Annotated in this window: 21 protein-coding genes; 19 read left to right on the forward strand and 2 right to left on the reverse strand. The window is 67.3% G+C overall.

Annotated elements, in window-relative coordinates; genetic code table 11:
- Positions 1–9 precede the first annotated feature (9 nt).
- The 12 genes from HB677_RS10990 (at position 10) to HB677_RS11045 (ending at position 13,491) form a co-directional block, all read left to right on the forward strand.
- Positions 10–978 carry a MoxR family ATPase gene (locus HB677_RS10990; protein ID WP_213815754.1) on the forward strand — a complete coding sequence of 323 codons (969 nt, stop codon included), beginning with the start codon at positions 10–12 and terminating at the stop codon, positions 976–978.
- A gap of 10 nt (positions 979–988) precedes the next feature.
- Complete coding sequence (locus tag HB677_RS10995; protein WP_213815755.1) at positions 989–2,194, forward strand: DUF58 domain-containing protein; 1,206 nt, start codon at positions 989–991, stop codon at positions 2,192–2,194.
- A complete protein-coding gene (locus tag HB677_RS11000) occupies positions 2,191–4,674 on the forward strand; it encodes a transglutaminase family protein (RefSeq protein ID WP_213815756.1) in 2,484 nt (827 codons plus the stop codon). Before HB677_RS10995 ends, HB677_RS11000 begins: the two co-directional genes overlap by 4 nt.
- A complete protein-coding gene (locus HB677_RS11005; RefSeq protein WP_213815757.1) occupies positions 4,671–5,321 on the forward strand; it encodes a GPP34 family phosphoprotein in 651 nt (216 codons plus the stop codon). The genes HB677_RS11000 and HB677_RS11005 overlap by 4 nt, the downstream gene beginning before the upstream one ends.
- A gap of 20 nt (positions 5,322–5,341) precedes the next feature.
- Positions 5,342–6,079, forward strand: a complete 738-nt coding sequence (locus tag HB677_RS11010) for a GPP34 family phosphoprotein (protein ID WP_213815758.1) — start codon at positions 5,342–5,344, stop codon at positions 6,077–6,079.
- A 32-nt stretch (positions 6,080–6,111) separates the two neighbouring features.
- A complete protein-coding gene (locus HB677_RS11015; protein WP_213815759.1) occupies positions 6,112–6,846 on the forward strand; it encodes a hypothetical protein in 735 nt (244 codons plus the stop codon).
- Between the two features lie 239 nt (positions 6,847–7,085).
- Positions 7,086–8,663: a 3-isopropylmalate dehydratase large subunit gene (gene leuC, locus HB677_RS11020; protein ID WP_255546542.1), complete on the forward strand. Its 1,578-nt coding sequence runs from the start codon at positions 7,086–7,088 to the stop codon at positions 8,661–8,663.
- Positions 8,663–9,259 (forward strand): 3-isopropylmalate dehydratase small subunit, encoded by a 597-nt coding sequence (leuD, locus tag HB677_RS11025; RefSeq protein ID WP_213815760.1) that lies wholly within the window; start codon positions 8,663–8,665, stop codon positions 9,257–9,259. The genes leuC and leuD overlap by 1 nt, the downstream gene beginning before the upstream one ends.
- Positions 9,260–10,624 carry a UDP-N-acetylglucosamine 1-carboxyvinyltransferase gene (murA, locus tag HB677_RS11030; protein WP_213815761.1) on the forward strand — a complete coding sequence of 455 codons (1,365 nt, stop codon included), beginning with the start codon at positions 9,260–9,262 and terminating at the stop codon, positions 10,622–10,624.
- Positions 10,625–10,724: 100 nt separating this feature from the next.
- Positions 10,725–11,405, forward strand: a complete 681-nt coding sequence (locus HB677_RS11035; RefSeq protein ID WP_255546551.1) for a 1-acyl-sn-glycerol-3-phosphate acyltransferase — start codon at positions 10,725–10,727, stop codon at positions 11,403–11,405.
- Positions 11,392–12,396 carry an NAD(P)H-dependent glycerol-3-phosphate dehydrogenase gene (locus tag HB677_RS11040; RefSeq protein WP_213815762.1) on the forward strand — a complete coding sequence of 335 codons (1,005 nt, stop codon included), beginning with the start codon at positions 11,392–11,394 and terminating at the stop codon, positions 12,394–12,396. Before HB677_RS11035 ends, HB677_RS11040 begins: the two co-directional genes overlap by 14 nt.
- A 3-nt stretch (positions 12,397–12,399) precedes the next feature.
- A complete protein-coding gene (locus HB677_RS11045; RefSeq protein ID WP_213815763.1) occupies positions 12,400–13,491 on the forward strand; it encodes a D-alanine--D-alanine ligase family protein in 1,092 nt (363 codons plus the stop codon).
- 28 nt (positions 13,492–13,519) lie between these two features.
- Here the strand turns inward: HB677_RS11045 and HB677_RS11050 are convergent, their stop codons facing one another.
- Positions 13,520–14,167, reverse strand: a complete 648-nt coding sequence (locus tag HB677_RS11050; protein ID WP_213815764.1) for a DUF3515 family protein — start codon at positions 14,165–14,167, stop codon at positions 13,520–13,522.
- Positions 14,168–14,191: 24 nt separating this feature from the next.
- Between HB677_RS11050 and thiL the strand changes: the two genes are divergently transcribed.
- The 3 genes from thiL (at position 14,192) to HB677_RS11065 (ending at position 16,143) form a co-directional block, all read left to right on the forward strand.
- Positions 14,192–15,166, forward strand: coding sequence for a thiamine-phosphate kinase (gene thiL / locus HB677_RS11055; RefSeq protein WP_213815765.1), 975 nt, complete (start codon positions 14,192–14,194; stop codon positions 15,164–15,166).
- Positions 15,163–15,432 carry a helix-turn-helix transcriptional regulator gene (locus HB677_RS11060; protein ID WP_213815766.1) on the forward strand — a complete coding sequence of 90 codons (270 nt, stop codon included), beginning with the start codon at positions 15,163–15,165 and terminating at the stop codon, positions 15,430–15,432. The genes thiL and HB677_RS11060 overlap by 4 nt, the downstream gene beginning before the upstream one ends.
- 210 nt (positions 15,433–15,642) lie before the next feature.
- Complete coding sequence (locus HB677_RS11065) at positions 15,643–16,143, forward strand: hypothetical protein (RefSeq protein WP_213815767.1); 501 nt, start codon at positions 15,643–15,645, stop codon at positions 16,141–16,143.
- 19 nt (positions 16,144–16,162) lie between these two features.
- On the opposite strand, the gene rsmD is transcribed toward HB677_RS11065, so the two are convergent.
- Positions 16,163–16,759: a 16S rRNA (guanine(966)-N(2))-methyltransferase RsmD gene (rsmD, locus tag HB677_RS11070; protein WP_213815768.1), complete on the reverse strand. Its 597-nt coding sequence runs from the start codon at positions 16,757–16,759 to the stop codon at positions 16,163–16,165.
- 126 nt (positions 16,760–16,885) lie between these two features.
- Between rsmD and HB677_RS11075 the strand changes: the two genes are divergently transcribed.
- The 4 genes from HB677_RS11075 to coaD all read left to right on the forward strand — a co-directional run bounded on the left by HB677_RS11075 (position 16,886) and on the right by coaD (position 22,705).
- Entirely contained in the window at positions 16,886–18,598 is a 1,713-nt protein-coding gene (locus HB677_RS11075; protein ID WP_213815769.1) for an acyl-CoA dehydrogenase family protein, read from the forward strand.
- 103 nt (positions 18,599–18,701) lie between these two features.
- Positions 18,702–19,817, forward strand: a complete 1,116-nt coding sequence (locus tag HB677_RS11080) for a PD40 domain-containing protein (protein ID WP_213815770.1) — start codon at positions 18,702–18,704, stop codon at positions 19,815–19,817.
- 85 nt (positions 19,818–19,902) lie between these two features.
- Complete coding sequence (locus HB677_RS11085) at positions 19,903–22,137, forward strand: ATP-dependent DNA helicase RecG (RefSeq protein ID WP_213815771.1); 2,235 nt, start codon at positions 19,903–19,905, stop codon at positions 22,135–22,137.
- Between the two features lie 85 nt (positions 22,138–22,222).
- Positions 22,223–22,705, forward strand: a complete 483-nt coding sequence (gene coaD / locus HB677_RS11090) for a pantetheine-phosphate adenylyltransferase (protein WP_213815772.1) — start codon at positions 22,223–22,225, stop codon at positions 22,703–22,705.
- Positions 22,706–22,711: the final 6 nt, after the last annotated feature.

The raw sequence follows: 22,711 nt of genomic DNA on the forward strand, positions 1-22,711 counted from the left end.
GGAAACGCAATGCCCGTAACTCAAGAGCAGGCGACCTGGTTCGCGGACGCCTTCAACAAGCTTGTCGGCAACGTTGGACAGGCAATCCTCGGCAAGGACGAGGTCATCCGTCTCGTTGTGACGGCGCTGCTGTCTGACGGACACGTGCTGCTGGAGGATTTCCCGGGAACGGGAAAGACGGTTCTCGCAAAGGCGATCGCCAACACCCTCGACGGCACGAACTCCCGCATCCAGTTCACCCCCGACCTCCTCCCGTCGGACGTCACCGGTGTGACGATCTACGACCAGGGCAAGGGCATCTTCGAGTTCCACAAGGGCCCGATCTTCGCGTCGATCGTGCTCGCGGACGAGATCAACCGCGCGAGCCCCAAGACCCAGAGCGCGCTGCTCGAGGTCATGGAAGAGGGCGTCGTCACGGTGGATGGCGTCGGCCACGCCGTTGGCTCGCCGTTCATGGTGATTGCCACGCAGAACCCGATTGAGCAGGCGGGTACCTACTCTCTGCCCGAAGCACAGCTCGACCGCTTCCTCATCAAGACATCGCTCGGATACCCCGACCACGCGACCGCCGTCGCCCTGCTGCTGGACTCCGGCAACCGCGCTCGTGCCGCCAAGATCACGCCCATCGTCACGTCGGAAACCGTGACTACGATGTCGCAGCTGGCCTCCGAGGTCTTCGTCGACCGCTCGATCATGGAGTACATCAGCACCCTTATCACCGCCACCCGCAACAACAAGGACGTCGTGCTCGGTGCCTCCATGCGTGGTGCCATGGCGCTCTCCCGTGCGGTGAAGACCTGGGCCATCGCCTCCGGTCGCACCTACGTCACCCCCGACGACGTGCGCGACCTCGCCGTGCCCGTACTTGCCCACCGCCTCATCATCGACCCGGAGTCGGACTTCGCCGGTGTCAAGGCGGAAGACATCGTCACCCGCATCCTCATCGATGCGGAGCCGCCCGCCTACCGGGCCGCGTGATCGCCGCAGCATGATTCGCAAACTTCTCTCGCTCGCATCCCGCCGGGTGGTGACCACCGTCGGGCCGGTTCTCTCCGTTATCAGCGGAGTTGGATGGCTCGTGCTGGGCGCTGCCGTCGTGACGTGTGTCATCGGCTGGAGCCTCGGGTGGCAGGAGTTTGTCTATCTGGGGGTGACCCTCGCCGCGGCGCTTCTCGTCGCGCTGGCGTTCATCTTCGGCCGGTCCACGTATTCGGTCGAGATCGAGCTGAACCCGCTGCGGGTGGTCGCGGGCGATCGTGCGCTGGGACGTCTTCTCGTTACCAATACGAGGGACCAGCGCTCCGGGGCATCCCGGGTCGAACTCCCGGTGGGAGCAGGCTCGGCCGAGTTCATCGTGCCGCCGCTGGACTCCAAGGTCGTGCACGAGGAACTCTTCGCGGTGCCGACCAACCGTCGGGCTGTCATCGTCGCCGGACCCGCGATCTCCGTGCGGGGTGACCAGCTGGGGCTGCTTCGCCGCACGGTGACGCTCGCCGAGTCCGTCGAGCTGTTCGTGCACCCGATCACGACGCCGCTCGCGCCGTCGGCCGCGGGCCTCGTGCGGGACCTCGAGGGTCAGGTCACGAAGACCATCAGCAACAACGACATCGCCTTCCACGCTCTGCGTGCCTACGAGCCCGGCGACGACCGCCGGTACGTGCACTGGCGCACCTCCGCACGCACCGGTCAGCTGATGGTTCGCCAGTTCGAGGAGACCCGTCGCTCGCAGCTGGTTCTGCTGTTTTCTTCCGAGCGCAGCTACTACGCGTCCGACGACGAGTTCGAGCTTGCGGTATCCGTGCTCGCCTCGCTCGGCGTGCAGGTGATCCGCGACGGCACCACCATCAACGTCCTCACCGAGGACCGCGAGCTTCGCGCCCGCACCGTCAGCTCGCTGCTCGACGACAGCTGCCGCATCGAGGCGCTCACCACGCCATTCGCCTCCACGCGCGACTTCGCCCGCTCGGCCACACGCCGCCTCCCCGCGCCCAGCGTCGTCATGGTAGTTGCCGGATCGCTGTTCCCCGTCAGCGACTTCCGCTCGGTCGAGGCGCTCTTCGGCCAGGACACCCAAACCGTCGGCTTCCGCGTCGAACAGGGCGGCACGCCGCGCCTGTCGTCCATCAACCGACTCCGCGTCGCCACCATCGGATCGCTCGACGATCTTCCCCGCCTTGTCAGGAGAGCGACATGACGACGGATGCCACGTCCGCCCGCACCCCGTCAGCGGCGGCCATCGCGGCCGAGATGCACCCCATCGCGCGCCGAACCTGGATCGACACCGCGGTCATCCTCGGCCTCGGAATCATCGCGATGTTCGGTTTCGGCACGGCCTTCGACTCCCCGGTCTACCTTCTCGCGGGCATCGGCGGTCTGCTCGTCGGCGCGTTCGCCGCACTGCTGTCCTACCGCCTCGGGTTCGGAGCCCTCCTCACCGTGGGCGTCGGCATCATCGCGTACTACCTGTTTGGGTCGGCGTTCGCGCTGTCCAGCCAGGCACTGTTTGGGTTCCTGCCGAGCCTGAACTCCCTCTCCAGCCTCACAATCGGTGCCGCTTACGGGTGGGCCGACATCCTCACCCTCCGGGCACCGGTCGCGCTGCCCGACTACGTGACCGCGGTTCCGTACGTCACCGGCTGGCTCATCTCGCTCGTCGCCGTCACCCTGGCCGCGCGCTGGCTTCCCACGCGTCCGCGCACCGCCTGGCGTGCGGGCATCCTGCTCATCGGACCCGTCGTCATCTACCTGGCAGGCATCCTGCTCGGAACCGAGCAGCCCTACTTTGCCGCCCTGCGTGGCATCGCCTTCGCCGCGATCGCTCTTGTCTGGCTGGGCTGGCGCCGACGCGACGCCGCCGGTCTCGCCGTCGGCGGAACCGGCACCGTCCTGCGTCGCAAGATCATCGGTGCGGGGATCGTCATTGCCGCGGCCGTCGTCGTCGGCGCGATCGTCGGATCCACGGTCGCACCCCCGGCCGCCGACCGGTTTGTGCTGCGCGACCAGGTGCAGCCCCCGTTCGAGCCGCTCAAGTACCCGGCACCGCTCGCCGGCTACCGCAAGTACACCAAGGACCTCGTCGACACGACCCTGTTCACGGTCAATGGCATGCAGGAGGGGGAGCGCATTCGCCTGGCAACCATGGACACCTACGACGGAGAGATCTGGGGTGTCGCCGGGTCGGAGGAGTCGTCGGATGCCTCGGGCAGCTTCCGTCTCGTAGGCCAGCACATTCCCGCGCCCGACCTGCTCACCAGCGTGGCGAAGGCATCCGTCGACGTAAAGGTTGACGGCTACTCCGACGTGTGGGTTCCATCCGAGGGATATCCCTCGTCGATCACCGTGGGCGCGAGCACCAACGGGTCGGAAGACGAGGATTTGCGCTACAACGATGCCACCGGCACCGCGGTCCTCACCAGCGGTCTCGCCAAGGGCAGCGAGTACTCGCTGAAGGCAGAGCTGCAGTCGGTTCCGACGGACGAGAGCCTCAAGGGCACATCCATCGCGTCATTCGCTCCGTCCTCCGTCACGGGAACCCCGGACGCCGTTGTCGCCAAGGCCATCGAAGTGACGAGCTCGGCGACCACCCCGGTCGAGAAGCTGCGGGCGCTCGAGCAGTACCTCGTGACCACCGGCTACCTCAGCCATGGTTCCGCGTCCGACCAGGCACCGTCCCTCGCCGGCGAAGGTGCCGACCGCATGTACTCGATGGTGACCGGCCCGCAGATGGTCGGTGACGAGGAACAGTACACGTCGCTGTTCGCGCTGATGGCCCGCAGTCTCGACTACCCCGTGCGCATCGTCATGGGCTTCGCGCCCACCGTTCCGGCCGAGGGCACGGCCCCCGTCGCGGTCACCGGCCGTGACGTCACCGCCTGGGTGGAGGTCGCGTTCGAGGGCGTCGGCTGGGTGCCGTTCTACCCGACGCCGAAGCAGACCGACGTCCCGCAGGCACAGGTGCCGAAGCCGCAGTCGGAGCCGCAGCCGCAAGTGCGCCAGCCGCCGCGCTCCGAGGTTACGCAGGACGATCTCGTCACTCCGGTGCAGATCGACAAGAGCGATGACAAGAAAAAGAAGAAGAACGCGCTCATTCCGGGCTGGGCCTACGGCGTAGCCGGGGGCATCCTGATTCCGCTCATTCTCATCTTTGGCCCGATGATCGTCGTCGGAGCGCTCAAGGTGCGGCGCATGCGTCGACGCCGGGCGGATGCCTCGGGCGACATGTCCGTCGCGGGAGCGTGGGACGAGCTCGTGGATCGCTACTCGGAGCTCGGATACACGGCACCCCAGCGCACCACGCGCATCCACGTCGCCGCCGATCTCGAGAAGCAGGTGGAGGGAGCGCCGCTGCGCGGCATCGCCCAGTCCGCCGACGCCGCCGTGTTCTCCGGCCGGGAGATCGACAAGGAGGAGACGGACCGCGTGTGGACCGAGGTTCTCGCCGCCGTCGACATCGCCGGGGGGAGCGTCAGCCGCTGGCGCAGCATCCTCAGTCGCTACCGCGTCAGCGCCGCACGGTCCTGGGCGGCGCGGGTCGCGGCCCGGGTCGAGTCGGCCGACGCACGGAAGGAACGCTCGAGCATCCGTCGTTCCCGCGCGGCGACCGCCCGTTACCTCAGGGCGCGCGACCGTGCCGATCGTGCCGCGGCCGCCAACGAGACGGAGATCACACCGTGACGACACCGTCCATCGCAGTCCCGCCGCTGAGCCTTCCCGAAGAGCTGCAGCTCGCGCTGCCGGCGCCCCGCCGCGGCCCGTCGGACTCCATTGCCTGGGGATTCTGGGAGATCGGCGCGGCAGCGGTCATCGACCTGGCGCTCGCGGGCCGGCTGGGTCCCGTCGACCCGCCGTCGACGTCGACCAATGCGTGGGATCGCAAGATTCGTGTGACCGACCCGACTCCCACGGGCATCGCTCCGCTCGACGTCCTGCTGGAGGCCTTCGTCGCCCGCGACAAGCCGTGGAAGGCGGTGGCCTGCATTACCAGGACCGCGGCCTCGGTCTCCTCGGCCACGGCAGTCTCGCTTGCGGGGCGGGGCTTGGTTGTCGCCCACGGGCGCTCTGGCCAGCCCACCGCCTATCTGGAAGTGGTCGACGCTGACGCCCGCCGCGCGGCGGAAGAGCACCTCCGGTCGCGCCCGGCGGACCTTCTCGCGACCGATGACCGGGCGGCGATCCTCCTCGACATCTGGCGCCAGACCGTTAGTGCTCCGCCACAGCCAGCAGTCTCCGCTCCCCGAACGAGCGAGCGATACCCGGACGCCGTCCGCTACGTCATCGAAGCAGCGCTCGAGTCGACCCGCGCGCTCACCGCGGGCGAATGACGCATCCGACAAGGAAACCCGTGGAACTGACCCTCGCCGACGAGGTATACCTCGCACGATTCGACCTGACGACAGGGCTCACGGCACATCGCCCGAGGTGGGACGCCACAGCACCGTCGCCCGTGCGGGCACCGCAGGCGGCGGCACTCGTCGAGCTGATCGCGGCCGGGCACGCGACCGCGGTCGCCACGCACACAACAGATCCCCGCAAAGCTCTCATGGGAATGGATGACTCGCGTCCGGAGATCTCGGTCACCGCACTCACACCCACCGACCCGCTCCTGATCTCGGTCTGGGAGCAGCTCAGCGATGCGGGCGCTCCGCGTACCGTGCGGAAGACGCTGCTCGCCATCCGGATCGACATGGAGGAGCGGCTGATGGGCTTGGGCGTTCTCGACCGGCAGGTGGCGCGTCCCGGGGCACTGTTCCTCACCGTGGACGGCATGACCGCGGCCCGCGCGAGTCGCGCCGAACTCAACGCATGGGTGGCGCGAAACGACGTGGCGATACCGGCCGCCGACCGGGTCATGATCGCGCGGGCAACCGAGCCGTCGTCACCGCTGAGCCCACGCTCGCGTCTGCTTGCGGCTCTTGTGACGGCCGGAGACCTCTGGGCACAGATGTGGCCCGATCGTGAAATAAGCTCGAAGGCTCAGGGGATGCTGAGTATCGCGCGGGATGAGGCGCTGTACGAGGGGATCGCTGCATTGCCGGCAATCCTGCAGGAACTCCGGCTTCTCAACGCTCCATCAGCCTGATCAACGTCAACCTTTCCCGAAAGAGGCACACGATGACCACCGGATCACACGCGGGCAGCGAGATCCTTCTCGCCGACGTCGTCTTTCTGACCCAATGGAATCCCGCGACCCGGTTGGCGGCTCCCTGGCCCAGGGGCCAGGGCAAGCAGGGATCGTTCGACGCCGTAATTCAGGCGGCGGTGCTCGCGGATCTCGTCGGGGGTGGGCACGCGGCCCTGCAGTCGAAGTCGCTGTCGGACTCGACGGAGATCACCGCCGTGGCGACCGCGGTCGAGCCCGCGCACCCGCTGCTGCACACGGCGTGGGTGAGCCTCGCCAATCAGAAGTCCCACGCGCTGCGACGCCAGCTCATCTGGCTGGAAACAAGGATGTCGGGGCGCGCGGTGGAACTTGGCCTGATCGACCGGCGCCGCGAGGCACCCTTCGATGACTTTCTGACGGAGTCCGGCAAGGCCACTGCCGCGAAGACGCGAGCGGAATTGGTGGCGTGGGCGAAGCGCGACGACGTGGACGCGAGTGCCGCGGCCCGGGGCCGGGAATCCATCCCCGCTACCTCGGATCTCAGCGCCGACTCCCGTGCGCTCGCTGCGCTGCTGCTCGAGGGCGATGTGTGGGCACGGGTGTGGCCCGGGCTGTCGGCGGACGAGTACGATCGCGTGAATTCGCGCCTGCACCTCGCGCGAAATGAGTCACTCTCGGAGGCACGCGCCCACTGGGATGTCATTCTTCGCCAGCTTGCAGAGCTCACCACTCCAACTATGGGCTGAGCGGTCAGTCCGCCGCCCCAGTCGTGGGGCGAATGTAGCGGTTGCGGGCGCTAATCCACGCTGCCTGATCGTGTCGTGCGCGCCGCTCAGGGTGCCGGCAGCCGTCGGGTGCTACCCTGAAAAATGTGCAGTTCGAGCGGCTCCTCCTTCTTCGTTGCCGCGACGAGACCTAATTCCCCAGGCCTTCCTCGTCGCGGAGTTTGCCGTTGGCTGACCACCTTCTTAGAAAGACCGCAATCATGAACGCTCCGCACGAAGAACCGGAAACGCACGACGTCCCCGCCCGTACCCTGGCCGAAAAGGTGTGGGACGACCACGTCGTGGTCAAGGGCGAGAACGGCAGCCCCGACCTCATCTACATCGACCTTCACCTGGTGCACGAGGTAACGAGCCCGCAGGCATTCGACGGCCTTCGCCAGGCCGGGCGCCCCGTACGCCGCCTCGATCTGACCATCGCCACCGAGGATCACAACACTCCGACGCTGGCAATCGACAAGCCCATCGCCGACCTCACCAGCCGCACGCAGATCCAGACCCTGCGCAACAACGCCGCCGAGTTCGGGGTCCGCCTGCACTCGCTCGGAGACATCGAGCAGGGCATCGTTCACGTCGTGGGCCCGCAGCTCGGACTGACCATGCCGGGAATCACCGTCGTCTGCGGAGACTCCCACACGTCAACGCACGGCGCCTTCGGCGCAATGGCATTCGGCATCGGCACCAGCGAGGTGGAGCACGTGCTCGCCACACAGACGTTGCCGCTGAAGCCCTTCAAGACCATGGCGATCACCGTCGAGGGCACCCTGCGCCCGGGCGTCACGGCAAAGGACATCATCCTGGCTGTGATCGCGAAGATCGGCACCGGTGGGGGACAGGGCTACGTCCTGGAATACCGCGGCAGTGCCATCCGCTCGCTGTCTATGGACGGCCGCATGACCATCTGCAACATGTCGATCGAAGCCGGTGCACGCGCTGGCATGGTCGCTCCCGACCAGACCACCTACGACTACCTCAAGGGGCGCCCGCACGCTCCCGTGGGAACGGACTGGGACGACGCGGTCGCGTACTGGGACACCCTGGCGACCGACGATGACGCCGTGTTTGACGCCGAGGTCTTCCTCGACGCCAACGAACTCGAACCGTTCGTCACCTGGGGCACCAACCCGGGCCAGGGCGTATCGCTGAGCGAGCCCGTTCCGAACCCCGCCGACATCGCCGATCCGAACGAGCGGGCCTCCGCCGAGCGTGCCCTCGAATACATGGACATCACGGCCGGCACCCCGATGAAGGACATCCACGTCGACGCCGTCTTCATGGGGTCGTGCACCAACAGCCGCATCGAAGACCTGCGTGCCTTCGCCTCGATCATCAAGGGCAAGAAGAAGGCCGATGGCGTTCGCGTCATGGTCGTCCCCGGTTCCGCCCGGGTTCGCATCGAAGCCGAGGCCGAAGGCATCGACAAGATCGTCGAGGAGTTCGGCGCCGAGTGGCGTTTTGCCGGTTGTTCCATGTGTCTCGGCATGAACCCCGACCAGCTCGCACCGGGGGAGCGCTGTGCGTCAACCTCCAACCGCAACTTCGAGGGACGCCAGGGCAAGGGTGGTCGCACCCACCTCGTTTCCCCGCTCGTTGCCGCGGCGACCGCCATCCGCGGAACGCTGAGCAGCCCGTGGGACCTCGCGACGGCCGGAGAACCGGTTCTCGCCGGCGACTTCGCGTCTGCCGAGGCATCCGGCACTCCCGCGAACCGCGGAGCGCGCACGCTGGACATCGATCCCGACTATGTCGCGGGTCCCGACGGAAGCCAGGAGAACAACTGATGGAGAAAGTCACGGTCGTCACCGGCGCCGCGGTTCCGCTGCCACGTGGCAACGTCGATACCGACCAGATCATCCCGGCCGTCTTCCTCAAGCGCGTCACCAAGACCGGCTTCGAGGATGCGCTGTTCTACGGCTGGCGCCAGGATCCCGACTTCGTGATCAACAACCCGCTGTATGCACACGGCGGTGTTCTGATCGCCGGCCCGGACTTCGGAACGGGGTCCAGCCGCGAGCACGCGGTATGGGCACTTCGAGACTTCGGCTTCAACGCCGTGCTGAGCCCTCGGTTCGGCGACATTTTCCGGGGAAACTCGGGAAAGCAGGGCCTTCTGGCCGGGCAGATCAGCGAGGCAGACGCAGAGAAAATCTGGGCTCTGACCGCTGCGACGCCGGGAATCCAGATCTCCGTTGACCTGCTCGAGAGAACCGCCGTGATCGGCGACCTGAGCGTTCCATTCGAGATCGACGATTACACTAGATGGCGTTTGCTCGAAGGCCTGGACGATATTGGCCTGACCCTGCGTGACGAAGCGCACATTACAGAATTCGAAAACAGCCGTGCTTCATGGCGGCCCAAAACATTGCCGGTGAAATAGATGTCGCTCCTCACAGACGCCCAGAAGGCCGGAGAACGAGTCGGACTGAAGTCAGACAAAATTGTTATCAACGGCGGAAAACCACTTCGCGGGCGTATCGAGGTTCGGGGTGCAAAGAACCTCGCGACCAAGGCCATGGTGGCGGCACTGCTCGGTGACTCGCCCAGCGTTCTGAAGAACGTTCCGGACATCAGCGACATCAATGTCGTGACCGGAATGCTCAACGCGTACGGCGTCTCGGTCACCAGCACCGCCGAGGGCGAGCTGACGCTCGACCCGAGCAACGTGCTCAAGGCTCACTTCGCCGAGATCGACGCGCTTGCCGGCTCCAGCCGCATCCCGATCCTGTTCTGTGGCCCGCTCCTGCACCGTCTGGGCGAGGCGCTGATCCCCGACCTCGGCGGCTGCCGCATCGGCGACCGCCCGATCGACTTCCACATGGACGCGCTGCGCGCGTTCGGTGCCGTCGTTGACAAGAGCTACGAGGGCATCCGCCTGACGGCCCCGAACGGCCTCAAGGGTGCAGAGATCGAGCTGCCCTACCCGAGCGTCGGCGCGACCGAGCAGGTGCTGCTCACCGCCGTGCGGGCGAAGGGCGTCACCGAACTCAAGAACGCGGCCATCGAGCCCGAGATCATGGACCTCATCGCGATCCTGCAGAAGATGGGCGCGATCATCAACGTCGAGCCCAACCGCGTGATCTTCATCGAGGGTGTCGACAAGCTCGAGGGATACGAGCACACGGCACTCTTCGACCGCAACGAGGCAGCCAGCTGGGCATCCGCCGCGCTCGCTACCGAGGGCGACATCTTCGTCGGTGGTGCACGCCAGCAGGAACTCATGAACTTCCTCAACATCTTCCGCAAGGTCGGTGGAGCGTTCGACATCAAGGATGACGGAATTCGTTTCTGGCACCCGGGTGGCGACCTCAAGCCCGTCGTCGTCGAGACCGACGTGCACCCCGGCTTCATGACCGACTGGCAGCAGCCGCTCATCGTCGCACTGACGAAGGCCCACGGCATCTCGGTCGTGCACGAGACCGTCTACGAGAACCGCTTCGGTTTCACCGACGCGCTCATCGAGATGGGCGCCAACATCGTCGTGCACAAGGACGGTCTTGCCGGCCTCACGCGTCGTGTGCCCCAGCGTCCGCTGGAGCAGGCGGCCGTCATCACCGGTCCGACGAAGCTTCACGGCGCCGACATCCGCGTTCCCGACCTGCGCGGCGGTTTCAGCCACCTGATCGCTGCGCTCACGGCCGAAGGTCAGTCGACCATCAGCAACGTGGGAATCATCAGCCGCGGCTATGAGCACTTCATCGACAAGCTGGAGCTGCTCGGCGCCGACTTCGTCTACGAGGGATAGCCAGAAGGTGCCATCGACGTCACCCGCAGTGCAGAAGAAGCACACCAAATCCGAAAAGACGCCGACGTTTCGGCTGATGGCGTTCATCGCCATTCCGCCGATGCAGGCCATCGCGAAGCTGGTGCTTCACAACGGCGACAAGGTGCCGAAGACTGGTGCCTTCGTGCTCGCTCCCAACCACTACAGCGAGATCGACCCGATCATCATGGGCATGGCGCTGTGGAAACTGGGGCGTGCCCCCCGGTTCCTCGCGAAGGCATCGCTCTTCAAGATTCCCGTGGTGGGAGCGCTGCTGCGTCGCTCGGGCCAGGTGCCCGTCGAGCGCGCAGGGCAGACCCGGGGAAGCGATCCGATTGCCGGCGCCCGCCGGATCTCGCAGGACGGCCTCGCTGTCATCATCTACCCGGAGGGCTCGCTGACCCGCGATCCCGACCTGTGGCCCATGCGCGGCAAGACCGGCGCCGTGCGCACTGCCCTGCAGCAGGACATCCCGGTGATCCCCGCCGCCCACTGGGGCACGCAGAAGGTCATGCCGCGATACGGCAAGAAGATCAGCCTTTTTCCCCGCAAGACCATCCACATCGTCTTCGGAGACCCCGTTGACCTGTCCGCCTTCCGCGGCCGCGGTCTTGACTCCAAGACCCTGTCCGAGGCCACCGACGTCGTGATGCAGTCCATCACGAAGCTGCTCGAGGGCCTTCGTGACGAGACGGCTCCTCCCACCCGCTGGGACCCGAGCAAAAACAACCAAGCCGAAACGGGACGTTTTGACCAATCGTAAGGTCGCCGTTCTCGGCGCAGGATCGTGGGGAACCACGTTCGCAAAGATCCTCGCCGACGGCGGTTCCGACGTCACGATCTGGGCACGTCGCCCGGAGCTGGCGCGGGAAATCTCCGAGTCCAAGCGCAACAGTGATTACCTGCCGGGCATCAATCTGCCGCGCAGCATGAAGGCAAGCTCCAAGCTGGCCGAGGTTCTGGATGGCGCGGAGCAGGTGTACCTCTCCATCCCGAGCCAGACCCTCCGCGAGAATCTCATCGCCGTGCGCGGCATGATTCCCGCCGACGCCGTTGTCGTCTCCCTCATGAAGGGTGTCGAGAAGGGCAGCGGATATCGCATGAGCGAGGTCATCGAGCAGGAACTCGCACTCGGCGAGGATCGCGTTGCCGTGGCATCCGGACCCAACCTGGCTCTGGAAATCGCCAAGCAGCAGCCGACCGCGGCCGTCATCTCTTCCGCGAGCCTGGAGACGGCCACGGCCGTTGCCATGGCTGCGACCAACCCGTACTTCCGGTCGTTCGTCAACACCGACGTCATCGGCACCGAGTTCGGCGGCGTGCTCAAGAACCTCATCGCGGTGGCCATCGGCATCGTCGACGGTGTGGGCTACGGCGAGAACACGAAGGCCTCGATCATCACGCGCGGCCTCTCGGAAATGACAGACTTCGCCGTCGCGTATGGCGCCCGTGCAGAGACCCTCTCGGGACTCGCGGGACTCGGCGACCTCATCGCCACCTGCCAGTCACCGCTGTCGCGCAACAACACCGCCGGTCGCCTGCTCGGCCAGGGATACAACTTTGCCGAGGTCGTCGCGCAGATGAACCAGACCGCCGAGGGTCTCGCGTCCGTCGCGCCCATCCTCGAGCTGGCCCGGGCCAAGGGCGTCGACATGCCCATCGTCAGCCAGGTCGCCGAGGTGCTCGCCGGTACGCTGAATCCGCGGGACATCGCGCCCCACCTCACCACCGACCCGATGCCCCAGGGAGAATAACCCGTGCCGAAACAGACCGTCGTTCTACTCTTCGGCGGCCGATCCTCCGAGCACACGATCAGCTGCGCCACCGCCGGCGGTGTTCTCGACGCCATCGATCGCGATCGGTACACGGTCATCCCCGTCGGCATCACCCGCGAGGGTGCCTTCACCCTCGAAGAGGACCGCGCCGCCAAGTTCACCCTCAACCCGGACGCCATGCCCGAGGTCGTCGACAACGGTTCCCGCATCCTCTGGCCGCAATCGACCGCGAGCAAGGAACTGCGGGTAGTGGATGCCTCGGGCGAGGCTCACTCGCTCGGCGACGTCGACGTCGTCTTCCCGATCCTGCATGGGCCATGGGGCGAGGACGGCACGCTTCAGGGCATGCTCGAGCTTCTCGGCCTCCCCTACGTCGGTGACGGGGTGCTGGCGTCAGCCCTCGCCATGGACAAGCACTTCGCGAAGATCGCGTTCGCGGCCGCGGGTATCCCGGTCGCTCCCGGTGTGACCGTCAGCGCCCGCCAGTGGGCAACTTCGCCCTCGTCTGTCGTCGAGTCTGCCGCCGCCCTCGGGTGGCCCGTGTTTGTGAAGCCTGCCCGCGCAGGCTCCAGCGTCGGTGTGACACGCGTGGAGTCCGCGCTCGACCTGGCTGCTGCCATGGCGATCGGACTCGCGGAGGACAGCAAGGTGCTCATCGAGGCCGCGATCGTCGGCCGCGAGATCGAGTGCGGTGTGCTCAGCGGGCGGGGAGACGCCGCCCCGCGGGTATCCGTCGCCGGAGAGATCGTGGTGAGTGGTCGCGCGTTCTATGACTTCGACGCGAAGTACCTTGATGCGCCCGGCATCGATCTGGTGTGCCCGGCCGAGATCTCGGACGCCGAGGCATCCACTCTCCGTCAGCTCGCAGCGCGTGCCTTCGACGCCATCGGCGGATCGGGGCTGGCGCGTGCAGACTTCTTCCTCACCGAGTCGGGCTGGGTGATCAACGAGATCAACACGATGCCGGGGTTCACACCGATCTCGATGTTCCCGAAGTGCTGGCTCGCGAGCGGCATGAGCTACCCCGAGCTGATCGACGAGCTCATCACGCTGGGCCTCGAGACCGTCCGCTAACCCTCGCGGTGGGCAGGCGAGCGAACAGCTAGTTGCTCGGCGCGTCCGTCGCGAACTGCGTGGGCGGGACGGCGCGCTCGGGCGTCGTGGTTGGCACCGGGATAACGGATGGCGCGGGCGTCGCTGTCGGTAGGGGCGTCGCAGTCGGTACCGGAGTTGCGGACGACGTCGGGGTATCGACGGGGAGGCCACCCTCGATGGATTCGTCCGGGGTGACGCACTGACGCTCGGCGGGGATGGCGCTGACCGCGAGGGAGAGATCGGTCAGCACGGTGTTGCCGCTGAGGCCCTTCGAGCTGTCGATGACGACCTCCACCGCGGGGTCACGGCCGTAGGTGATGAACGCGAAGACCGGGTCCTTGGCGGGATCGCGCAGCCAGTCGATGCCGTCCACCGTCACACAGACCAGGGTGGACGTCGGGTCGGGCACTGCGACGCCGCAGTGCAGCAGCACGGTCGCGGGGGAGCCCCAGGCACCGGTCGCCTGCGCGTTCGTCTCGCGGGAGGGGAGACCGGCGACGGTCTCGGGGAAGTGGGTGACCACCGACGCGCACTTCGGATTAATGGCATCCGCTGCCGGCTGCAGTGCAACCGCCTGGGTGCATCCGGTCAACACCGTGGCCAGTAATCCCAGTGCCAGCACCGCGCCTGCGGTCTGCCGAAGCGTCGCTTTCATCGCATTCAGGCTACCGTGTGAACCATGACGGCAGCCGACACCCTTGGCGGCATCGGGGAGTCCGCATCTCTTTCACGGATCTTCCCCCGCCTCCCCACAGCCCGCGCCCAGCTCCTCGGACCCGGGGATGACTCGGCGGTACTCGCGGCCCCCGATGGACGGTTCGTCGTCACGACAGACATGATGATCCACGGGCCCGATTTCCGCCTCGCGTGGTCGAGCCCCTTCGACCTCGGATGGAAGGCCGCCGCCTCCAACCTCGCCGACGTCGCGGCCATGGGCGCGGTTCCGACCGGACTCGTGGTCGCGATCGCCGCCCCCGCGGACTCGCCCGTCTCCCTTCTCGAGGGAATCGCGGACGGCCTGCGCGAGGCGTGTGCCGCGCTCGCGCCGGGATGCGGTGTCGTCGGTGGCGATCTGTCCGTTTCCCACACGCTCACCCTCGCCGTCACGGCGTTCGGCGACCTGGAGGGGCGCGACCCCGTGCTGCGCTCCGGAGCTCGGCCCGGGAATGTCGTGGCCGTCGCCGGGGTGCTCGGCGCCGCGGCATCCGGTCTCCGTCTGCTCTTCACCGAGGCCGTGAAGGACGGTGTGCCGGATGCCTCGGCCGCCACAGCCCTTCGTGCGCAGTATCCCGACCTGATCGGTGCGCAGCTCGCGCCGACGCCTCCCATCGGGCAGGGCCCCGTCGCGGCCACCGCGGGGGCGACGGCCATGCTCGACCTCAGCGACGGGCTCGCCATCGACGCGCGGCGCATCGCGGCCGCGAGCGGTGTGGCAGTGGACCTGTCGTCCGCCCTGGTGGGCTCGCGCGAAGCTCTCGACGGAGGGGAAGACCATTCCCTGCTGGCGGCGTTCCCGCCCGACGCGGTGCTGCCGCCGTCCTTCCGCGCGATCGGTCGCGTGGTTGCCGGAGAGGGCCTGCTCGTCGATGGCCAGCCGTACAGTGAACTCGGTGGATGGGACCCGTACGCGGGGTGGAACGGAGCAGCGGGATGAGTGCACGACCGGCAGTGCAGAAAGACATCTTTTTCGCGGTGGGGGATTCGAACCGGCGCCGCATCCTCGAGCTGCTCTCCGCGGGCGAGCGCTCGGTCGGTGAACTCGCGGAGGCCCTGCAGATCACGCAGGCGTCGACCTCGCAGCACCTCACCGTGCTGCGCGACGTGGGCGTCGTCGACGTCACCAAGCGCGGCACAAGCTCGATCTACCGCCTGCAGCGCGACCCGTTGGCCGCAGTCATCGGCTGGATCGCCGGCCTGTAGCCGCGCCGCCGCCGGGTGCGGCCCTCTGGCGCCCTCCTGCCCGCCATTACCCTTCGGCGGGAGTTATCGCAGGGTTTGGCGGGAGAACCTGGCGAGAGGAGGGAGCTACGACTCCCGCCGGCTGCTTTTTTCTCCCGCCGGGTCCCTTCGATCGGTGGGCGCGTCACGGTAGCCTCGGTGCACGGCGAATAATGCTCACGATGGGGGCGCATGGTGAAGAAGCTGGTGGTGGGGCGGATGACCCGGGTCGCCGCAACCCTTGCCGGCCTCGTGTTTCTGGCCGCCCTCACCGGCTGCACGGCACCGGCGCCGACGCCCGTTCCCACTCAGCAGCCGACCCGCGCCGCCACGGCCCACCCCGTCGTCACGTCTGTGGCGGTGACGCCGCCCGCGCCGGATGCAAACGAACTCGCCCGCCTGAGGTACTCGTCCGGCTCGTCCACCATCACCAGCTCCGTGACGATCGTCTCGCCCGGAGTCAGCTCCTACGCGGTGACCTTCGCCTGCAACTCTCGCGCCAGCGGGATCAGCTTCTCGTACGCGATCACGCTCGACGGTGCGGACTTCGAGAGCGCGTCGATAACGTGCGATTCCGAGCTGCACAAGGACGTCGCAGCGGTCGCGCTGCCGAAGGGCAGCTCAATTCAGCTCACCATGGACGGGGACTTCGACAACCTCGACGATGCCTTCGTTGTAGTGAGTCGGGAGTAAGCCGGCCGACCGAACACCGTTATTCGGCGGTCACCACCGCGTCGTCGTGCTCCGTCGGACTCAGCCAGTACAGCGCCGTGTCCCCGTAGTCCTTGCGCTTGTCGAGGGTGAGGTCCGCGGGCCACTCCGGCTCCGGATCCCGCGAGCTGCGCTCCAGCAGCACCACGGCGTCCTCCGAAAGGCGATGCACGAGCGACTCGAGGTTCGCCAGCAGCTCCGCCTCGGTCAGCTGGTACGGGGGATCGAGAAATACCAGATCAAACGGCTGTTTGGGGGAGTCGAGGTAGGACTGTACGGATGCCCCGGAGACCTCGATCTCGACCTTGGTGCCGCGCGGCGCCGCTTTCTTCACCACGGCTGCGTTCTTGCGGCAGGCAGCAGCGGCCGAGGATCCCTTGTCCACCAGGGTGACGTGTGATGCGCCCCGGGACGCGGCCTCGAGGCCGAGGGCGCCGGTGCCTGCGTAGAGGTCGAGCACCCGGGCTCCGGCGATCACGTCGCGGGCCTGCAGCGCGGAGAAGATCGCTTCGCGCACGCGGTCGCTGGTGGGACGCGTGCCGGACGGCGGCACTACGAGGGAGAGGGAGCCGGCGAAACCGGAGATGATGCGCGTCATGACGGTGCCAACGCTACCGTCCCGGAGGGAGAAACCGGACAATCCCGCAACGCCGCACCCGCGCCGCGGTAGTAGGCATCACACAACATATTCGGCACGAGACCGTCTCACGTTCACAATCGGGGAATGGCCACCGTCGACCGCACCGTCAAGCCCAGTTTCACGAAATCCCTCTTCCTGGGATCCGTCGCCAGCGAGCTGGTGATGCCGTACCCGACCTTCGCGGAGAACGAGAAGAATCGGGTGGCGGCGGCCGTGGCATCCGCCCGCCAATTCCTGACCGAGGAGTACGACCCGTGGAAGGCGGAGCGGGAGGGATGGGTCGGCGACGACGTCATCCGCGAACTGGGCGACCGCAAACTGACCGGACTGTTCATCCCCGAGGAGTACGGCGGGCTGGGCCTCAGCCAGAGCGGGTACTGCCGGGTGATGGAGGAATTCGGGCGGGTCGACGGAACTCTCAGCGTGGTGATGGGCGTGCACCAGTCCATCGGCACGAAGCCGCTGTTCCTCTATGGCACCGATGACCAGAAGGCGCGCTGGCTGCCCGACCTCGCCGCGGGCCGCAAACTTGCCGCGTTTGTGCTTACCGAGCCGAACGTCGGCAGCGACGCGTACAACCTCGAGACCTGGGCCGAGCGGCAGAGCGACGGCTCATGGATTCTCAACGGCGAGAAGCGCTGGATCGGCAACGGGGACAAGGACGTGCTCACCGTCTTCGCGCGCAGCGACCTGGGCCACGTCGCCCTAATCGTCGAGAAGGGAACCGAGGGACTGAGCACCGGCCCGCGCTTCGAGACCCTCGGACTCAAGGCCAATCACCTCCAGCGAGTGCACTTCAATAACGTTCGCGTGCCCGCCGAGAACCTGCTCGGGGAGCCGGGCGACGGGTTCCGCATCGCCATGAACACCCTCAACAACGGGCGCATGTCGATGGGTACGGCGATCTCCGGCGGCATGAAGCGGTTCATGGAACTGAGCATCGAACACACAACGAAGCGGCAGCAGTTCGGCCGCCCGCTCATCGACTTCGAGCTCGTCGAGGACAAGATCGCCTGGATGAACACGCAGATCTACGGACTCGAGTCCACCAGTTACCTCACCACCGGGCTGGTCGACCGCGGCAACGCCGACTTCTCGCTGGAGTCCGCCATGACCAAGGTCTCCTCGAGCGACACCGGGTGGTATGCCCTCAACCGCGCGTTTCAGGTGCACGGAGGGGAGGCGTACATGGCGGATCATCCGCTCTCCAAGGCCATGCGCGACTTCCGCATCTTCCCCATATTCGAGGGCTCAAACGATGTGATGCGCGCGTTCGTCGCGTTGAACGGGTTGAAGGCGTTGAGCGAGGCGCTACCGGATGTCGCGAGTCTGCGCATCTCGGACCCGACCAAGGCGCTCGGGGTGATCGGTCCGTACATCGCCGGACGCATTTCCCGTCGGCTGCGTCCGGAGAAGCTCGTGGGCGCCCACGCCGCGCTCGCCAAACAGACCACTGCGGTGGCGGAACAGACCGTGCAGTTGCGCGACCACGCCGAGGCGGCGCTGCGCAAGTACGGCAAGAAGGTGCAGGAGAAGCAGCTCGTTCAGAAGCGACTCGCGGAGGCGGCCTCGGGCATCTACGCGCAGGTCGCGGTGATCAGCCGCGCATCGTCGGCAATCGCGCGCGACGGGCTCGCCGAGTCGCGCGACGAGAAGATCGTCGCGATCAACTTTTGCAAGCGTGCTGAACGCGAGGTCGCCCGACAGTTGCGCGGACTCGAGATCAACGACGACGTTCACACGAAGCAGATCGGTACTGCCGTGCGTGCGGCCGGCGGGTACCAGTACTCGTTCTGAGACGGGTCATCCCCTCCGGGCGAGGCCAACCAGCGCCACCGGCGACACTCTGCTCGGTGGGGACGGGTGACGGCGCGCGTTCTCGCGGAGGAGGATGGCGCCCATGAACAGCCAGAGCGGCACACCCGGGAAGTCCGGCGGAGGTGCCACCGAGACGGAGAAGATGCACCGTCGCAGGGTCATCGGGGCGTCGCTTGTGGTGGCATTGCTCGTCATCAGCGGACTTGGAACCTGGCTGGCCTTCTCGCTGAGCGCGCCCTCCAACACCGCCGCCCCCACGTCGTCCCCGGCCCCGGCGCCCGCTCCCAGCTTCTCCAACACCCCGACCGCACCCGAATTGCGCGGGCTGATCGTCGTCGGAGCGTCGACGGACACGGGCGAGGAGATCGTGTCGATGCGCCCGCCCGGCACGCAGCGCCAGGTGCTGACGACCGGCTCGCTCGACAGCCAGCCGGAGCTGTCGCCCGACGGGCGCACCATCGCCTTCCTGCGCTGCACGACCGCCGCCGATTGCGATGCGCCCGGGGCGAGCAACGTCTGGATGATGGGATTCGACGGCAGTGATCCGCGCGCGGTGACCACCTGCACCGGGACCCCCTGCACCGGTGCGGGTGCCCCGTCCTTCTCTCCCGACGGGCAGTGGCTTGCGTTTGCCTATGGTCAGGTCGAGTCCGACGGGCTGCACCAGGGGATCTTCCTCGCGCGTCCCGATGGCTCCGGGCTCCGTCGCCTCACCGACGTGGGCGAAGGCAAGCCGCCCGACGGGAGCCCTCATTTCTCGCCCGATGGCTCCACGATCGTCTTCGACCGGGAGGCGGACAACGGCACTCACCGCTTCATGACGGTGCGGGCGGATGGCACGGGGCTGGCCGAGCTCGGGATCAGCGCCAACGCGTCCGATGCCGTCTGGTCACCGACGGGCAACCGCATCGCGTTCTCGCTCGCGGTGAAGGAGGGGGACGCCACAATCTATGACGTCGCAACGGCGCCGGCGGCCGGGGGAACCCTCACGATCCTGTCCCAGAACACCGCCGACTACCAGGCGTCGTACCCGTCGTACTCGCCCGATGGCCGGTGGGTCGTCTTCTCGCAACGTGGAGTCGAGGGCGGGTGCGACCTGAAGATCGTGCCGTCCACCGGGGGAGCGGAGACCGTCGTCAGCGGCGAGGGCTCGTGTCTGAACGGTGCGGACTGGGGTCGCTTCTACAGCGCGGGCTGATCGCCCCGGGTCATCCACAGTCCGCACTTGTCCCCAGATCGGCGACCGCGCGCGCGAGGTCGGACCCTGCGGATACCCTCATAAGGTGACCTCGCCCCTCGATATCAAGCTCAGCTCCGCACTGGGTGGGCGCACCGCGACCGTGCTGCAGAAGGGCCTCGGCCTCGTCACGGTGGGCGATCTGCTGACGCACTATCCCCGCCGGTACGCGCGGCGGGGTGAACTGACCGCGCTCGCCGAACTCGAGCTCGACACCTCGGTGACGATCGTCGCGAAGGTGCTCGAGGTCAACGAGCGCACCATGAAGGCCCGCCGGGGCAGCATCGTCGAGGCGAAGATCACCGATGGCAACGGCATCCTCACCCTCACGTTCTTCAACCAGGCGTTCCGCGCCCGTGAACTCCGACCGGGAGTGACGGGCATCTTCGCCGGCAAGGTCGGCGCCTACAAGGGACTGCGGCAGCTCGCGCACCCGGACTACAAGCTCTTCGATGAGTTGGCGGATGACAAGCCCGGCGACATCGCGCAGGACTTCGCGATGCACCCCATCCCGATCTATCCGGCCACCTCGACCATGGCCAGCTGGCAGATCGAGAAGGCCGTGGCAACGGTGCTCGACACCCTGCCGCCGCTGGATGACCCGGTGCCGGCGTCCGTGCGCACCGAGCGCGGGCTGATGAGCTATTCCCGCGCGATCGAGCTGATCCACCGCCCGAAGAAGGACGCCGACTTCGGTGCTGCCCGTGCGGCCCTGCGTTTTCAGGAGGCCTTCGTTCTGCAGACGGCACTGCTACAGCAGCGCGCGGTGTTGCGGGCGACCGCCGCCACCCCGCGCGTGCCGGGTGCCATCGCGGCGGGTTTTGACGCTGCCATGCCCTTCACCCTCACCGGTGACCAGATGCTCGTGGGTGAAGAGATAGCCCGGGACATGGCGGGTACCGCCCCGATGAACCGCCTGCTCCAGGGTGAGGTGGGCTCCGGCAAGACGCTCGTCGCGCTGCGGGCGATGCTCGCGGTCGCTGATACCGGCGGCCAGTCTGCCCTTCTCGCCCCGACCGAGGTGCTCGCTGCCCAGCACCTGCGATCGATCGCGGCGACCCTCGGCCCCGACCTGTCCGCGCGCCTGCGCCCCACCCTCCTCACCGGCCAGATGCCCCTTGCCGACCGCAAGAAGGCACTGCTGGCCATCGTCTCGGGCAGCGCGCGCATCGTTATCGGAACGCACGCACTCCTCAGCGACATGGTGTCGTTCTTCGACCTCGGACTCGTGGTGGTGGACGAGCAGCATCGCTTCGGCGTCGAGCAGCGCGAGGCTCTGCGGCTCAAGGGAGCGGAGCCACCCCACGTTCTCGTGCTTACGGCGACCCCGATTCCGCGCACCGTCGCGATGACGGTCTTCGGCGACCTCGACATCTCGGTCATCACCGAGTTACCCGCGGGCCGTGTGCCGATCAAGAGCTTCGTGGTGCGCCGGGGAGATCAGCGGCTCTACAACCGGGTATGGCAGCGGGTCTCCGAAGAGCTCGCGCAGGGCCGCCAGGCTTTCGTGGTGTGCCCCGCGATCGACGCGACTGTCGCCGAACCCGCGGACGCGCTCGAGGGCGACGTGATGGCGGGCGACCCGGTGGCCGAGCCCGAGATTCCCGTCAAGAAGTCCAAGATTCCGCCGAAGGCCGCGCCGCCCGAACCCGTTCCCGTGGGACCGAAGCCCGCCAACGTCACGGAGGTGACGGCCGCGCTGCGCACAAACCCCTTCCTCGCGAACGCCCGCATCGCCTCGCTGCACGGACGCATGACGAGCGAGCAGAAGGACGCCGTCATGCGGGCGTTCGTCCGCCGCGAGATCGACGTGCTGGTGGCTACGACCGTCATCGAGGTCGGCGTCGACGTGCCCAACGCGTCGGCCATGGTCGTGCTCGACGCCGACCGCTTCGGCGTCTCCCAGCTGCACCAACTGCGCGGGCGGGTCGGCCGCGGCGGAGTGCCGAGCCTGTGCCTGTTTGTGACCGGGGCGGAGGACGGCTCGATCTCCCTGGAGCGCGTCGAGGCCGTGGCATCCACCCTTGATGGCTTCGAACTCGCGCAGAAGGACCTCGAGTTGCGTCGCGAGGGTGACGTGCTCGGCAGCATGCAGGCGGGCGGCCGCTCGAGCCTGCGTCTGCTGCGGGTCGTCAAGGACGGCGCGATCATCGCCGATGCGCGGGAGATGGCCTCGGAGGTCGTCGACTCCGACCCGATGCTCGTGGAACACGAGGCGCTGCGCGAGGCGCTGCTGCGCCGACTGGATGACTCGGAGGCGGCGTTCCTCGCCAAGAACTAGCCTCACCCGCGCCCGAGCCTGAGCATTCGTCGGGCGGGAGTCCTTCGTCACGAAACGGTAACGTGCAGCCGGTAGGGTGAAGCCCATGAGTCGGATCGCTGTCGTTCCGGGGTCCTTTGATCCCGTCACTCTTGGTCACCTCGATGTGATTGGCCGTGCGGCCGGGATCTTCGACGAACTGCACGTGCTGGTGGTGCACAACCCCGGCAAGACCGCGCTGCTGCCGATCGCCCAGCGGGTCGCGCTGCTCGAGCAGTCGATCGCCGAGGCGGGTCTGCCGGGCAACATCACGGTCACCAGCTGGAGCGTTGGTCTTCTCGTCGACTACTGCACGGAGGTCGGTGCGAGCGTGCTCGTGAAGGGCATCCGCTCGCAGGTCGATGTCGCCTACGAAACCCCGATGGCCATCGTCAACCGCAACCTCGCCGGAGTCGAGACGGTCTTCCTACTGCCGAACCCCGCGAACGCGTACGTGTCCAGTTCCCTGGTGCGCCAGGTGTCGGCGCTGGGCGGGGATGTCTCGCCGTATGTTCCCTCGGCGGTGTCCGCCTACCTCGCCACCAAGTAGCCCGGT

It is taken from the genome of Glaciihabitans sp. dw_435 (genome assembly GCF_018449675.1).
Taxonomy (GTDB): Bacteria; Actinomycetota; Actinomycetes; order Actinomycetales; family Microbacteriaceae; genus Glaciihabitans.

What these genes read in the sequence shown, in the direction of transcription:
- HB677_RS10990 (WP_213815754.1), top strand. Translation starts at nt 10, where the DNA reads ATGCCCGTAACTCAAGAGCAGGCGACCTGGTTCGCGGACGCCTTCAAC.
- HB677_RS10995 (WP_213815755.1), top strand. Translation starts at nt 989, where the DNA reads ATGATTCGCAAACTTCTCTCGCTCGCATCCCGCCGGGTGGTGACCACC.
- HB677_RS11000 (WP_213815756.1), top strand. Translation starts at nt 2,191, where the DNA reads ATGACGACGGATGCCACGTCCGCCCGCACCCCGTCAGCGGCGGCCATC.
- HB677_RS11015 (WP_213815759.1), top strand. Translation starts at nt 6,112, where the DNA reads ATGACCACCGGATCACACGCGGGCAGCGAGATCCTTCTCGCCGACGTC.
- leuC (WP_255546542.1), top strand. Translation starts at nt 7,086, where the DNA reads ATGAACGCTCCGCACGAAGAACCGGAAACGCACGACGTCCCCGCCCGT.
- leuD (WP_213815760.1), top strand. Translation starts at nt 8,663, where the DNA reads ATGGAGAAAGTCACGGTCGTCACCGGCGCCGCGGTTCCGCTGCCACGT.
- murA (WP_213815761.1), top strand. Translation starts at nt 9,260, where the DNA reads ATGTCGCTCCTCACAGACGCCCAGAAGGCCGGAGAACGAGTCGGACTG.
- HB677_RS11035 (WP_255546551.1), top strand. Translation starts at nt 10,725, where the DNA reads ATGCAGGCCATCGCGAAGCTGGTGCTTCACAACGGCGACAAGGTGCCG.
- HB677_RS11050 (WP_213815764.1), bottom strand. Translation starts at nt 14,167, where the DNA reads ATGAAAGCGACGCTTCGGCAGACCGCAGGCGCGGTGCTGGCACTGGGA.
- thiL (WP_213815765.1), top strand. Translation starts at nt 14,192, where the DNA reads ATGACGGCAGCCGACACCCTTGGCGGCATCGGGGAGTCCGCATCTCTT.
- HB677_RS11060 (WP_213815766.1), top strand. Translation starts at nt 15,163, where the DNA reads ATGAGTGCACGACCGGCAGTGCAGAAAGACATCTTTTTCGCGGTGGGG.
- HB677_RS11065 (WP_213815767.1), top strand. Translation starts at nt 15,643, where the DNA reads ATGGTGAAGAAGCTGGTGGTGGGGCGGATGACCCGGGTCGCCGCAACC.
- rsmD (WP_213815768.1), bottom strand. Translation starts at nt 16,759, where the DNA reads ATGACGCGCATCATCTCCGGTTTCGCCGGCTCCCTCTCCCTCGTAGTG.
- HB677_RS11075 (WP_213815769.1), top strand. Translation starts at nt 16,886, where the DNA reads ATGGCCACCGTCGACCGCACCGTCAAGCCCAGTTTCACGAAATCCCTC.
- HB677_RS11080 (WP_213815770.1), top strand. Translation starts at nt 18,702, where the DNA reads ATGAACAGCCAGAGCGGCACACCCGGGAAGTCCGGCGGAGGTGCCACC.
- coaD (WP_213815772.1), top strand. Translation starts at nt 22,223, where the DNA reads ATGAGTCGGATCGCTGTCGTTCCGGGGTCCTTTGATCCCGTCACTCTT.